This window comes from Clostridium sp. UBA7339 (assembly GCF_002470865.1).
Classification (GTDB): Bacteria; Bacillota; Clostridia; order Clostridiales; family Clostridiaceae; genus Clostridium_J; species Clostridium_J sulfidigenes.
Map to the genome: position 1 here is coordinate 96,289 of NZ_DKPI01000006.1, position 14,469 is coordinate 110,757.

The following is a 14,469-nucleotide window of genomic DNA, read 5'->3' on the forward strand; positions in this document are numbered from 1 at the left end:
TTATACTATCCCTCCGATTCTCTATTTTTTAATGTAATTTTATTAACCTTTTACTCCAATTACAGAGTCAAATAAGTAATCTCTGATTTCTATTTTTCCATCAACTTCAACTTCAACCTTAAGCTTTATGCCTTCTGCATCCCTATATACTTCTAGAACTTTCCCTGTAATACTCTTAGGCTTTACTGGCTTTTCTTCTTCCTTGCCATCTCCCTTAGGCTTTTCTACAGATGTATCTGCTGGCAATGCTATTTCAACAATTTTACCCATCAATGTTACTGCATTAGAGAAGGTTAAGTTATCCATATTTGGATCTCCCGAATCAATGACATCTGTAACTTGGCTATATTCATAATCTGTATATTTTCCATCTACACCTTCCACAGTAACATAAACGTCTCCCTTATGTTTATACACAGCCCTAACTACGCCACACTGAGGTACTCCATTAGCATCCAATGCATCTAAAGCTACAAATTTTCCAGTTAATCCTTGTGCAGATGAAAGAGTCATTGTAGAATTTAATGAACTCATCTGTTCAAGGGTTGTAAATTGAGCTAACTGTGAGACATATGCAGTAGTATCTTGTGATTGAGTTGGATCCTGATTAGAAAGCTCAGCAGCTAATATTTTAAAGAAAGAATTTTTGTCAAGTTCTGCCCCTGGTTTTACAATAGGCGTACCATTTTTAGTTTTGTTTCCTTCAACCCAAGGTGCTGTTGTATTATTAGTTGATATTGCCATTTCATCATCTCCTAAACTAGTAAATCTATCTCATTAGAGGCTTTCACATTAGCTTCAGGTATAACATCCTCTTCAACTATATTGACCTCTGACCCTTGTCTACCATTCTCACTACCTCTTTGTCCACCATTTTCATATGCTTTGCCTTGGTTGTTTCCATGAGCATAATAGGTAGTATCCTCTTCATAAAGTCCTATATCTACTGATTGTATTTTTATGTTGTTTCCATTTAGCTTTTCATTTATGTCCTTAAGTCCTAAAGCTAACATTTCTACAGTTTCCTTTGATGTAGCCTTAATCATTGCCTTTAAAGCACCTTGTTCCATACTTACAGATATGGATATTTCACCCAACTCTTTAGGATAAATCTTTACAGTTAAATCCTTAACCCCATTTTTATCCATGTATGATAAAGCTTTTATCACATCATTATTAAGATCACTCTTTGTAATAGCTATAGGCTTTTCACTAGATACTTCTCCTGATTTTTGTACACTATTTTCAAAGTATGACATAAAATCAGCAGCTCTTGTAACCTTTGAATCCTTCTCTTCACCATTAATTACTTTATTCAAAATAGCTGTTTCCTTTGAAAACTTACTATCTTTACTACTACTACTTTCTTCATTATCTTCTACTCTAGCTACTACACTACTTTTTTCTATAACATTAGCTTCCAGTTCTATTCTTCTAGGTATATTTAAAGGCTCCTCTTCTTTATTAGCATCTTTCATTGAAACTATTTTTTGTAACTGACTTATTAGATCATCATTATCTATACCTTCTTCTGCTGTTAATAGTTTCATAAGACTTTCACTACTATTGTCTAGCTCAGTAATATCTTCATTAATTAAAGTTAATAACTCTGTAAGTTTATTTTTCATGTCACTATTAATTGATGCTTCACTTAATAATTCTAATAAGCCATTTGCCCTTTTTTCACTTCCTAAAAGGTCTAATAAAGGTTGTAGTTCCACTTTACCTTCATTTCCACTGATAAGATCAGACGAAACCATTTCATCCTTAGAAGGATCCTTCTTATTCAAAAGAGCTATTATTAGATTTATTAGTGACTGCATATCTTCTGAGGTACTTAGCTTTTCACCTTCATGAACTTCCTCAGAGCTCAATATGTAATCCTTCGAAGGCTCTTTAACTTTTTCTTGCTTAATAGAATTTACTGATTTAGTTTTAGAGCTTTCATTATCTGTACTGTAGTTTTTAAGTTCCTTGGAAAATTCCTTATTAGAATATCCTTTATTTCCTTCAGACTTTTTAACTTTATCACTAGTACTACTACCTTTATACAGGTCATTTCCAACACTAAATTGTGCCATTTCCATCAAATTTATCGCCTCCCACACTCACGTATAAATCCATAAAGTGCAAATTCATCATTTTGAATTTGTTCTATTCGATTTTCTTCTTTTATAAATGCTGCCTGATCCTTATCTTTTAATATGCCTACAATCTTTTTATTTACTTGAGCAGTAACTAATTCTTTCCTAGTGAGCTTCACTCTTTCTTCATCAGTTTTAAGCTTTTCTTGTGTAATATCAATAGTACTATTTAATAGATTTAAATAATGATGCTGAATTTTTCTTTCAGTTACACTCATGTTATTATTCACAGTAGAGTATCTTTGGAAGCTATCCTCTAGACTTTTAAGTTCTTCTTCTACCCTGTTCTTATCCCTAAGGGCCTCCATAAAAACTATTTTTTTACCATCTTCTTCTTTTTCTCTTAAGTCCAATAACCTTTGTAATTTAAACTTATAAGTTTGTCCCAAAATTTACACCACCTTTATTTAAACATATTAATAAGCATGTCTTTACTAGCTTCAATTTCGCAACCTTCTTTTATCTCTTGAGTTAAAAATCCATTTATACTATCTATATATTCAATGGCCATATCTATTTTAGAATTACTTCCCTTTACATAAGCTCCTAGATTTATTAAATCTTCAGCTTCTTTATAAGAGGCCATTAAATCTCTAGCAAGTGAGGCAGCCTTTATATGGATTTCCTCTGCAATTTCTGGCATAAGTCTAGATACACTTTTAAGTACATCTATGGCTGGATAATGATTTTTAGTAGCTAACTCACGGCTTAAGACAATATGTCCATCTAAAATACCTCTTACCGCATCTGCAATTGGTTCATTAAAGTCATCTCCATCAACAAGGACGGTATAAAAAGCTGTAATAGATCCTTTATCAGACATACCGCTACGCTCAAGAAGTTTAGGTAACATTGCAAAAACCGAAGGAGTATATCCTTTAGTAGCTGGAGGCTCTCCTATAGCAAGACCAATTTCCCTTTGTGCCATAGCAAAACGTGTCACAGAATCCATCATAAGAATAACCTTTAATCCTTTATCTCTAAAGTATTCCGCAATGGCTGTAGCAGTAAATGCACCCTTTAGCCTAACAAGAGCCGGTTGATCAGATGTAGCACATACTACTACAGATTTCTTTAACCCTTCTTGACCTAGATCTTTTTCTATAAAATCTAAAACCTCTCTACCTCTTTCTCCTATTAGGGATATTACATTTACATCAGCCTTAGCTTCTCTAGCAATCATTCCAAGAGTAGTACTTTTTCCTACCCCTGAACCAGCAAAAATACCAATCCTTTGTCCTTCACCACAAGTAAGAAATCCATCAATGGCTCTTACCCCTGTAGGAAGAACTTCTTTAATTCTTCTTCTCTTCAATGGGTCTGGTGGCATAGCTTCCAAGGGATAATTCTTATAAAGTGACAATTCCTTTTCATCTAAAGGATTTCCAATTCCATCTAAAACTCTTCCTAAAAGTTCATCTGAACACTTTATACTTAACTGCTTTCCTGTTCTCTCTACTCTGCATCCAGGAGATATCCCTATTAGGTTTCCAAGGGGCATAAGAATCAAATTTCCATCTTTAAAACCTACTACTTCACAGACTATAGTTTTGTTTTCCTCATTATATATGTGGAAAATTTCCCCTACAAAACCCTTAACTCCTTTTACTTCAATGGTAAGACCTATTATGTTTTTAACTATGCCTTCCATATGATTAAAATTTGTTTTATTAATACTTTTTTCAATGTCTCCTATATTCAAATTAATCATAATACCATCTTCCTCTATGCTTCCATGAGAATTTCCTTTAGTTTCTCTATGCTCCCCTTAATAGTAAAGGTGGTTTTTCCATCATCCTTTTCAACAACTAAGGTTCCATAATCTAAATAATTATCCTGTAAAACCACAACTTCTCCTCTGATGCCCATACTATGCTTGAATTCTTCTATCTTTGTCTCTATTTCTTCTAAATAGTTAGGTGCTACCCTTATAATTATCATCTTGGCATTTTTCTCTTCAGATAGGATGTTGAAAAGTAATCCATTTAGTGCTTCCTTACTTTCAAGCTCCTTTTTAAGCATATTTTCTACGGCATTTACAATAATTTTTCTAATGCCCATCTCCTTAGACTTAAGAAATTTATCATACTCTTCCTTAGCTTGATAAAGAATAAAATTTGCATTTCGAATTATTTCTTCACCTTTTTTTACTCCTTCATCATAAGCCTTGTCATAGCCTTCTTTATAACCAATACTATGGCCTTCTTCATAACCCTTATTAAATCCATCTTCCTTGGCTTCATATAGGATTTCTTCTACTTTTGCATTTGCATTTGCAAGAATAGCTTCCCCTTCTTTATGGGCATTTTCAACTATTTCTTCACCCTTTTTCTTTAGTTTTAGATACTCCTCCATGCTCCTAGGATTAGTATCCTCAAGCTCTATAGTCTCCTCTACTATGGGAGCTGGCTCTATATAAAAGTCTGTATCTATTGCCTTGGTTCCACTTTCACATACATTAACACTTTTTATTACCCTATAAGATGAGTGCATCGTCTCCACCTCTTACAATTGTTATTTCTCCAGCTTCATCTAGTCTTCTAATTAAGGCAACAATTTTTTGTTGAGCTTTTTCAACATCCATAAGTCTTACAGGTCCTAAGAATTCCATATCTTCTTTCAATGTAGCTGCTGCACGTTTTGAAAGGTTTCTTGATATAGTTTCTATTACTTGTTCTGAAGTACCCTTTAGAGCCATACATAGCTCCTTATTATCAACCTCACGTAAAATTCTTTGAATTTCCACATCATTGATAGTAATAATATCCTCAAATACAAACATAGATTCCTTAACTTTATCTGCAAGTTCCATATCTTCCCTTTCAAGACCTTCTGTAATGTTTTTCTCTGTAGTCCTATCAACTTGGTTAAGTATATTAACTAAAGATTGAACTCCTCCTATAACACTACTTTCACTAGTAACCACTGAAGATAACTTACTATTTAATACCTCTTCAATTTCTTTCACTACCACCGGATATATATTACTCATAGTAGCAACTCTAAAAGCAACTTCACTCTGTAATTCAGATGGAAGTGCAGACATTATCTGTCCCGCTTTGTCCGGCTGTAGATGACAAAGTATTAATGCTATAGTCTGAGGATGTTCTCCTGAAATTACATTCATAAGCTGAGTTGCATCGGCTTTTCTAGCAATAGAAAAAGGTCTAAACTGCTGTGAAAACTCTGTAACTCTCTCTAGAATATCGTTGGCCTTTTGAGTTCCTAAAGCTTTAGATAAAACGCTTCTAGCATACTCTACTCCACCTTCAAGAATATAATCCTTAGCCTTATTTAATTCCATAAATTCATCTAAAACAGCTTGTCTGTCCTCAGCTTTAACCGATGACATATTAGCAATCTCATAGGTTATCTTTTGTATATCTCTTTCATTTAATCTTTTTATTATTGCTGCAGATGCATCTGGTCCCAAAGAGATAAATAATATTGCTGCCTTTTGAATACCTGTAAATTTTTCTGTTTTAGCCATTACTATCTCCCTTCTTCATCAGTCATCCATGATTTTATAATATCCGCTACCTGTTCAGGTTTCTTTTCTGCATATTTTTTAACTTCTTTCATAATCTTTTCTCTTTCAGTTTCTGCTTCTAAATCTAAATCTTTGTATAAATCCGCCACTGTTTCTAAAGTTTCATCTCCTACAACTACATCTAGCCCTTCTATAGCCTCTTCATCTTCTTCATCATCTTCTTTTCTCTTACTTCTAATAATAGAAACAACTACAATAATAAGTATAAGTGCTATAACTGCTCCTACTCCTAAAGCAATAAGCTTAATCCTTCTAGATTTTGCTTCTGCTTCCTTCATAGCGTTAATTTCTTCTTCAGCTTGTGTTTTATAATCATCATTAAATGTTAAGCTTTCAACTGAAATTCCATCACCTCGTGCCTCATCAAAACCAATGGCATCAGATACTAAATTTTTTATAGTATTCTTAGTTGCATTATCCATATCTCCATTTACAACAACAGATGTGGTAATTCTCTCCACTTGACCTGGTGCCTTGACAACTGTTTCTTCACTCTTAGTATTATTAAAATTTCTTGTTTCTTCCGAATAGCCTGCTTTTTCAGTATCTTTTTCTGCATCTTGCTCATTAGTCATATTATTATCTACAGTACTTCCTGAAGTATTTTCAGTACCCTTACTATTGTCTTTAATAATATGCTCACTTACTACTGCGGATCCCTTTGGATCATATGTAACATTATTCTGCTTTACAGCGTCAAAATTAAGCTGTGCATTTACAGATACTTTTACATTATCTTTATATATTGGTTCTAATACATTTAAGATTTTCTTTTCATATTCTTTCTCAACTTTTTTAGTTGAATCAATTTGATTTTCTGTACTAGTAGCTTGGGTCCCTTTTTCATTATCAAACAAGCCTTCCGTTAATAACTTTAGATTGTCTGATACTATTGTAACGTCTTCCTTATCTAAGTTTTCCACACTACCTGTTACTAAGTGTACAATAGCTTTAACTTGTTCAGGTGAAAGTTCATTTCCTGGCACTAACTTTACCGTTACTGAAGCACTAGCGGGAGTTGGTTTAGTTACAAAGGCTGAGTTGGTTGGTAAAACTAAGTTTACTTTTGCAGCCTCAACTTCTTCAAAACCCTTTATAGTTCTTTCAAGTTCTCCAGAAAGTGCTCTTTGATACATTATTCTTGATTCTTCATCTGTGGCCCCAATGCTACCCTTATCAAAAAGTTCGAAGCCTTGGCTTCCTTCTGTTATTTGAACCTCTGACAGCATTTCCATTCTCAGTTTATCTACTTGAGACTTTTCAACTAAAATGGAATTTCCTTCTATTTTATACTTAGTTCCTTTGCCCTCTAGATTGGCTATAATCTTTCCTGAATCTTGGGAATCCATATTTGAAAATAAAACCGTATACTTTGGTTTAAGTGATACATAAAGTAGTGTTCCTACTGCTATAAAAGTCACCACCGCAATTATCACTAAAGCTATCTTTCTAGTTTTCGACATGGAATTCCACTTATCTTTTATCTTCTTCATTAGCTCCGATAGCTTACTCATCTAATCCTTACCCCCATTATACTTGCATATTATTAAATTCCTTATAAGCATCAACTAGCTTATTTCTTATTTGAATAGCAAGCTCTAGGGACATAGATGCCTCTTCTGTAGCTAATACTACTTCATGGATACTTTTTTCTCCTGCAATATATCCTGTTACATTGTTATCTGCTTCAACTTGTAGATCGTTGACCTTTTGCAATTCATCCTTTATAACAGCTGCAAATCCTGTGCCACCCGAAGTGCTATTCTCTTCAGTATCCTTTTCTTTTACCCCATAAATTTCCCTTAGCTCATTTTGAAAAATTGTTGCATTTGGTATGTAATTGTTCATCATAAAGTACTACTCCCATCTTTTATTTACCTATTTCTAAAGTTTTTAAAAACATACTTTTTTGTGCGTTCATTGCATTGACATTGGCTTCATAAGCTCTACTTGATGCTATTAACTCCACCATTTCATTGGAGATATTTACATTTGGCATAGATACAAATCCTTCTTCATCCGCATCTGGATGACTTGGATTATATACTTTAATAAGTTCTGATTCATCATCTACAATGCCAACTGCTTTAACCCCATTTAACTTGTCCTCTACTTTTCCATTGCTTTTATTGTAGGCTTCCTTTAAGTTCTCTTGAAACATAGCAATCTTTCTTACATAAGGTTTCCCATCTTTTCCTCTAGTAGTTCCTGCATTAACAATATTAGAAGAGATAGTATCCATTCTTAATCTTTCTGCAGTAAGACCACTAGCTGAAATTCTCATTCCTCTAAATGCCTCCACTTTTAGTTCCCTCCTTTTATAACTCTACTTGTACTATTTAGCTTTCCACTGGCAAATCTAACTAAAGATTCATACATCATAGTATTAGCAGCTTGACTTGTCATTTCTGTTTCAATATCCACGTTATTACCATCTTCTCGCATAGATGCACTATCATCTCTTTTAACTTGTACATCTTTGCTTCCAATGCCTATATGTTTTTCATTTGTAGTTTTTAAATTACCATTAGCTGTTGACTCTTCCATAACCTGTTCGAAGGGAACATAATATCTCTTATAGTTTTTTATATTTACATTTGCAATATTATTAGCAATAACCTTATTAGCCTCAACAGTTACATTCATAGATTTTTTTAACAATCCATATACTTCATTTTGTGACATTTTATACCTCCATTTTCCACTTAAACATACTTAATGTTTATAAATTAGACATAAATACTTAAATCCCTTCTTTTTTTTGTTAGTTATACGATTTTTTATTTATTTTATACACTTTAAACTTACTTTAAATAGAAATAAATCTACAAAATTCATCATTAGTAAAAAACAGTATGGTAAAGATTGAATAATAATGGTTACATGTAATCTTATGTAAAATACTCATTGTAAAACATGAACCTGGGTAATCATTTACAATATGGTATATTTTGTAAAGCCAATTGCAACTTTTATACGAAAAACTATAAATTTTATATAAAAAAAGCTACTCAAAAAGAGTAGCTTTTAATTACAACAAGGTTAAAATAAAAATATTATTTACTTCTATAATACCTAAAACAAAAAGTATACTTACTCTTTGGCAACTGGCTGGCATACCCTTAGGCTTAGCCCCTATAGCTTTGCGTCACTAACTTTCGTCAATTTTGCCTATTTAATTTTTTCACATATCTGCATTATATACTATATTTTTCTTCCATTCAACCTTTTAAACGTAAATTATTTACTTTTTACTTAAAATTCCTTATTTGCTACACGAAATTACTTTTTCTCTACCTATTAGGATATACATTGCTCAATATTTGTAGAATATCCTGTGGAAATTCATTACTTTGAGCCATCATAGCCATACCTGATTCCACTAAAATTGAGTTTTTAGCATATTCAACCATTTCTAGTGCTATATCAGTACCAGTAATTTCACCTTCTGCTCCTTCAACCTTACCTACTATTTCACTGGTATAATCTGCAGTAGACTCCATTCTATTACTTAGAGCTCCATACTTTCCTCTTCCAGAATTAAGCTTATCTATAGCATCATCTAAGCGTTCTAATCCATCATTCATATTCTCCACACTTATTTTATTGCTACCGTCAGCATTCACAAGTCCTAGTCCTGTAGATGTTAAATTATATGTTGGCAGTTTAGTTACATAGTCACTAGTTGCTCCAATAAGTAGATCCACTGTATCACCTGGATTATTTTTATCGGCTAACAGCTTTACACCATTCATCTCCGTATTATTAGCAGTATAAGTTATATGTTCTAGATTCTCATCTATTTCCTTTTGAATAACTGCTCTATCTTCCAGCGTAGTTGCTCCTCCAGCTTGAACCATAAGTTCTCTAGCCCTTTGTAAGGCTTCACTTATACTTTGCATACCACCATCCATGGTTTGCATAAGACTTACACTATCTTGAATATTTCTAGTGGCCATTTGAAGACCTCTAATCTCTAACTTCAACTTATCGCTCTTAGCCTTAGCATTAGGATCATCTCTATAGGTCTGTATCTTATTACCTGAACTAATACTACCATAAGCCTTAGATTGAGCTACTAAATTTTTAGTATAGCTATTAAATATCCTCATAGCGGACATATTTCTACTTAATCTCATTATCTCACTCCTCACAAAAATTACCACGGGGTCTGACCCCCAGGAATTTTTTTCCTTGGGGTCTGACCCCATGGAATAAAGTTCCATTTATTTAAACTATGTTGACAACTAAATCCATTTTACTTATCGTCACTTTTTATTAATTACTTTATGATTAGCAAAAGCATTAACAGCTATTTTTAGCCATTAATGCTTTTCCATTCTTTCACAAGTGCCCGTCACCTAGAAAAGATAACTTTCCCTACCCTATCTATATGTTCCTTTAATTCCTTATGCTTTAAATGTGAATAATCAACTATGTCAAAAAAGTACGGCATAGGACTTTTTTCTTCCAGTATTGAATTAAGTTTTGATAAAATATCCAAATTTATATTTTCTCCATAGACAGCTATATCAATATCTGAGCCTGGCTTATAATTACCCTTAGCACGGGAACCAAATATAGATGCTTTTTCAATCTCATCAAATCCTCTTATAACACTAACTATATATTCTAAATCTAATTCTCTTAGCCCAAAACTCACTGTAATTCCTCCAATTTAGAATATAATTTTTTAATAATAGGATAATAGGATTTACGAATAAGCTCTACTGCTTCTTCAGCCACTTCTTCATTATAAGTATATGACATTAAGTTTCTCTTTTCCAATGCATCAATCCATATATGTCCATCTTCAATCAACTGAATTTGAAAAGCAGTTTTTATCGTTCCCCTTGGACTTTTTACTTCAAATCCTTCTAATTCAAGATAATCTTTCATAGTCTTCCATGCTAATTCAAAAGTATATTCAAAACATTTTATTAAACCTTGAACTTCAAATTTATTAAGGTCACCTTTTTCTATAAACTCCGTTAGTTGTGATGTAGCCTTTTTATAATTAGAAAATCTCTGTTTCCAGCGAATATCATTGTTCATATAAAGCCACCTGCTTTTTAATTATTTTTTCTCTTAAAACCATAGTATATTCATCTTCATACTATTTTATTATACCATGTAAAATGCAGGGATTGAACCATTCTTTTACAAATGCCTGTGACCAAATTTAATTGAAAAATCACCATAGGGTAAGACCCCCAGGAATTCTTTTCCTCGGGGTCTGACCCCGTGGAATATTTATACTGTAAATTTATTGATAATACCTTGTAGTTCATCTATAATATTTACCAATCCTTCACTACCATTGGCTATTTCTTCGATACTTGCTGATTGTTCTTCTATAGCTGCTGAAGCTTCCTCAGTTCCTGCTGCATTTTCTTCTGCTATAGCAGATAGATTTTGCATTAAGTCTACAAGTTTTTCTTTATTTTCATTCATTTTTTCTGATGATTCATTAAGCTTATCTATAACATTATTAGTTATTTCTATAGAATTTGATATTCTATGAAATTTTTCTTCAGTTTTTTCTACACTTTCAGATTGGGAATCAATTATCCCTTTTACTTCTTTCATTCTATTTACTGCATTTTCAGATTTTAATTTTAACTCTTCTATTACAGTTTTGATTTCTCCTGTAAAATTATTAGATTCTTCAGCAAGTTTTCTTATCTCTTCTGCTACTACGGCAAAACCTCTTCCATGTTCGCCTGCTCTTGCTGCTTCAATAGCTGCATTCAAAGCAAGTAGATTTGTTTGTTCCGATATAGACTGAATCATTGTACTTGCCTTTTCTATCTTTTCTGCACTTTCGTTATTACTTAATATAATTTCATACACCTGTTTATAAGCATTATTACTTTCTCCCGTTTTTAATACTAAATCTTTTAATATAATAAAACCTTCTTCTTTTTCCTTTTCTATATCCTTTGCTGCGTTATTTAATTCCTCTGTATATTCTTTATTCTCTTCTAGTAAACTACCCATTTCTTCTACACTTAAAGCTGCTTCTCCTGTATCTTGAGCTTGGCTACTTGCTCCACTAGCTATATTTTCTATAGTTCTTGATATTTCTTCAGACGCTATGGCTGATTGTTCTGCTGTTGCTGTTAGTTCCTGGGAAGTTGCCACTACCTTTTCTGCACCTTCTGAAGTTTTTATAACAAAGTCTCTTACATTGGCCTCCATAACCTTCAGAGAATTTGCCATAATTCCTATTTCATTTTTCCTTTTCATATATTTTAACGTTTCATCTTTTTCATTAAACTTAAAGTCTAAATTTGACTGTTTTTTTATAGTATTAGTTAAAGCAACTATAGGTTTTGTAATTGATGCCCCTAAGCTATAGCTTATAGCAACAGATATAAGTAGTCCAATAACAATTACTATAACTACCGATTTTATGGTAGATAATACACCTTCATTATATATATCTAAAATTGATTCTACAGATTTTCCAACATAATAAATACCAATGACTTCATTATTATCACCAAAAATAGGTGCATATTTTGTCATATACTTTTCACCTAATATATCAGCTTCTCCAAAATATTCATTCCCCTTTGAAATCTCTTCATAGGCTTTACCACTAGCATCCAATTTTGTTCCAATAATTCGTTCCCCTTTATCATCTCTAATTGTGGTCAAAACTCTCACATAATCATCACCAGACTTAGCAAAGACAGTAGCAAGTATATCCATACCTTCCGCTAATTCGTCAATAAACTCATAGTCACCATCAATGGGCTTACCATTAGAGTCTATAAGTTTCCCATCATCATTAAGACTTAATGTACCAAACTGCTCCTTAAGATAAATATCTAGCACACTATAACCTGAACCTATTGCATCTTCTGATTGTTTGTTTATAATATTTTTAGTAACACTAAATGACTTAAAAAGTCCCATAAACATCATAGACAACGAAATAATTATAATAATAGTAAGAATAATAGTAGTTATTTTCCATTTTAAGCTTTTCATAAATTTAATCTCCTCTGTCACAAAATTTTAGTAATATATAATTAAAATTAATAATATTATCGATATTTAACATTATAACTTTATGGTTTTTTTTAAACTTTATCACATATAAAAAGCATTAACAGCTATTATTAGCCATTAATGCTTTTTACAATTATCTGTTTACAAAAATAATTCTGGTTCTTTTCTATGTATAAAATTTATTTCTAATTCTTCTTTGTGCTTTAAATATCCAATATCATCAAAATACTTTGCTTCTACAGGACATTTTTTAATACATGCACAACATTTAATACAAATTCCATTAACTTTAGTCACATCTTCAAGATCAACAGAGCCCATGGTACAAACACTAGCACAAAGTTTACAATCTATACAACTATCCTTAGTTTTGGGCTTCACCTTTCTTATATCAATAGGCTCTCCCTTTTCATCCCTAGGCATATAATAATTTCTATAAGGCTTTTGTTCATTTATTAATAGATCCTGTCCATCTTCTCCAGCAGCAATTTTACTATATATTTTATCAGCAAAATTCCTAACTATATCCATATCCTTTTCATCAGGTCTATTCTTAGCTAAGGTTTTAGAAAAAGAATGTTGTCCTATAAATGCAGCCCCCACAATAACCCTAAAGCCATCTAGTTCTAATATATCTCTTAACTCTATCAAAGCATCATCATAATTTCTATTTCCATAAACCACCACTGCGACAGCCAACGCACCATTACCCACAATAGAATTTATATACCTTAAAAGCACATTAGGCACTCGCCCTGCATAAACTGGAACTCCTACAATAACAATATCATCCTTTGAAAAAGATACAGATTTCTCCCTTATCTTTGGTAAGGTAAAATCAATACTATTTATGCTTTCCTTTAGGTTCATATCTTCCGAAAGTCCTTCTGCTATACCAGATATTACTTTCTTAGTTGTATCTGTAGCACTAAAATATAGTGTGTTTAGTTTATAATGCAAATTTATCACCTCTTAATGAATGAAAGACCAGTATGAATATTCCATAGCATTATGCTGAGTGATATTTGACCTCAACATAATTAGCTCAATTATATATTTTGGGCCATAATATATTCTGCAATTCTAAAATCTAGCTCTGTATCAATATCTATTGAGCTTTCTCTACTCATAATGTATGCTTTGCTTTTCTTTCCGTAGAAATCCCTTTCGCTTAAATATTTTTCAACATTAGATATATATATTGAACCATTTATACGATAATACTTTTTGTCATCTTGCCTTCGAGTTGCACTGTTTTTATTTATAAAACCTTCTAAAGATAAACTATCACTCAATGTATTATATATACTTAAAGAATGTTCAGCCTCACAAACACTTACTACAGAATCTAATTTGTTTTCTATTAATAAATCTAATGATTTTTTTATGTCTAAAGCTTTTCTTAGGGGTGAAGTAGGTTGTAGTAACATAAAATAATCATATACTTTCCCTAACTCCTTTAATCTTTGAATGGTATACACAATCATATCTGTACTACTAGCTATGTCGCTAGCTAATTCATCTGGTCTTAAAAATGGTATACTTGCTCCATATCGTTTAGATATATTGGCATACTCTTCTGAATCAGTAGAAACAACTATATCGGTAAATATATCACTTTCAATAGCAGCTTCAATGGTATATGCTATTAATGGCTTATCATTTAATAATTTTATATTTTTATGCCTTAGCCCCTTAGAACCGCTTCTTGCAGGTATTATTGCTAAGATTCTTTTATTACTATACATTTATACC

Annotated in this window: 16 protein-coding genes and 1 riboswitch; all 16 genes read right to left on the reverse strand. The window is 32.3% G+C overall.

The window, feature by feature from the left end; all coding sequences use genetic code 11:
- Nucleotides 1-42 precede the first annotated feature (42 nt).
- Nucleotides 43-744: a flagellar hook capping FlgD N-terminal domain-containing protein gene (locus B2S02_RS03865; RefSeq protein WP_346877379.1), complete on the reverse strand. Its 702-nt coding sequence runs from the start codon at nt 742-744 to the stop codon at nt 43-45.
- 11 nt (nt 745-755) lie between these two features.
- Nucleotides 756-2,087 carry a flagellar hook-length control protein FliK gene (locus B2S02_RS03870; protein ID WP_346877474.1) on the reverse strand — a complete coding sequence of 444 codons (1,332 nt, stop codon included), beginning with the start codon at nt 2,085-2,087 and terminating at the stop codon, nt 756-758.
- Nucleotides 2,088-2,092: 5 nt separating this feature from the next.
- Nucleotides 2,093-2,533 (reverse strand): flagellar export protein FliJ, encoded by a 441-nt coding sequence (gene fliJ, locus B2S02_RS03875; protein ID WP_346877378.1) that lies wholly within the window; start codon nt 2,531-2,533, stop codon nt 2,093-2,095.
- Between the two features lie 14 nt (nt 2,534-2,547).
- Complete coding sequence (gene fliI, locus B2S02_RS03880) at nt 2,548-3,855, reverse strand: flagellar protein export ATPase FliI (protein ID WP_346920317.1); 1,308 nt, start codon at nt 3,853-3,855, stop codon at nt 2,548-2,550.
- A 14-nt stretch (nt 3,856-3,869) separates the two neighbouring features.
- Complete coding sequence (locus tag B2S02_RS03885; protein ID WP_346877376.1) at nt 3,870-4,637, reverse strand: hypothetical protein; 768 nt, start codon at nt 4,635-4,637, stop codon at nt 3,870-3,872.
- Nucleotides 4,621-5,634 (reverse strand): flagellar motor switch protein FliG, encoded by a 1,014-nt coding sequence (fliG, locus tag B2S02_RS03890; protein ID WP_346847886.1) that lies wholly within the window; start codon nt 5,632-5,634, stop codon nt 4,621-4,623. Before fliG ends, B2S02_RS03885 begins: the two co-directional genes overlap by 17 nt.
- 2 nt (nt 5,635-5,636) lie before the next feature.
- Nucleotides 5,637-7,208, reverse strand: a complete 1,572-nt coding sequence (gene fliF / locus B2S02_RS03895; RefSeq protein ID WP_346920318.1) for a flagellar basal-body MS-ring/collar protein FliF — start codon at nt 7,206-7,208, stop codon at nt 5,637-5,639.
- Between the two features lie 16 nt (nt 7,209-7,224).
- Complete coding sequence (gene fliE / locus B2S02_RS03900; RefSeq protein WP_346877374.1) at nt 7,225-7,545, reverse strand: flagellar hook-basal body complex protein FliE; 321 nt, start codon at nt 7,543-7,545, stop codon at nt 7,225-7,227.
- Between the two features lie 19 nt (nt 7,546-7,564).
- Nucleotides 7,565-7,996 (reverse strand): flagellar basal body rod protein FlgC, encoded by a 432-nt coding sequence (gene flgC / locus B2S02_RS03905; protein WP_346877373.1) that lies wholly within the window; start codon nt 7,994-7,996, stop codon nt 7,565-7,567.
- 2 nt (nt 7,997-7,998) lie between these two features.
- Nucleotides 7,999-8,379, reverse strand: a complete 381-nt coding sequence (gene flgB / locus B2S02_RS03910) for a flagellar basal body rod protein FlgB (protein ID WP_346877372.1) — start codon at nt 8,377-8,379, stop codon at nt 7,999-8,001.
- A 414-nt stretch (nt 8,380-8,793) separates the two neighbouring features.
- Nucleotides 8,794-8,876: riboswitch (cyclic di-GMP riboswitch) on the reverse strand.
- A 111-nt stretch (nt 8,877-8,987) separates the two neighbouring features.
- Nucleotides 8,988-9,833, reverse strand: coding sequence for a flagellin (locus tag B2S02_RS03915; RefSeq protein ID WP_346920319.1), 846 nt, complete (start codon nt 9,831-9,833; stop codon nt 8,988-8,990).
- Nucleotides 9,834-10,051: 218 nt separating this feature from the next.
- The gene (locus B2S02_RS03920; RefSeq protein WP_346920320.1) at nt 10,052-10,357 is read right to left on the reverse strand and encodes a nucleotidyltransferase domain-containing protein; all 306 of its coding nucleotides are present in this window, start codon (nt 10,355-10,357) and stop codon (nt 10,052-10,054) included.
- Nucleotides 10,354-10,749, reverse strand: a complete 396-nt coding sequence (locus B2S02_RS03925; RefSeq protein ID WP_346920321.1) for a nucleotidyltransferase substrate binding protein — start codon at nt 10,747-10,749, stop codon at nt 10,354-10,356. Before B2S02_RS03925 ends, B2S02_RS03920 begins: the two co-directional genes overlap by 4 nt.
- A gap of 198 nt (nt 10,750-10,947) precedes the next feature.
- Nucleotides 10,948-12,693, reverse strand: a complete 1,746-nt coding sequence (locus B2S02_RS03930) for a methyl-accepting chemotaxis protein (protein WP_346920322.1) — start codon at nt 12,691-12,693, stop codon at nt 10,948-10,950.
- Between the two features lie 162 nt (nt 12,694-12,855).
- Nucleotides 12,856-13,674 carry an EFR1 family ferrodoxin gene (locus B2S02_RS03935; RefSeq protein ID WP_346893231.1) on the reverse strand — a complete coding sequence of 273 codons (819 nt, stop codon included), beginning with the start codon at nt 13,672-13,674 and terminating at the stop codon, nt 12,856-12,858.
- Nucleotides 13,675-13,763: 89 nt separating this feature from the next.
- On the reverse strand, nt 13,764-14,462 hold the full coding sequence (locus B2S02_RS03940; RefSeq protein ID WP_346877366.1) for an acylneuraminate cytidylyltransferase family protein: 699 nt from the start codon (nt 14,460-14,462) through the stop codon (nt 13,764-13,766).
- Between the last annotated feature and the right edge of the window lie 7 nt (nt 14,463-14,469).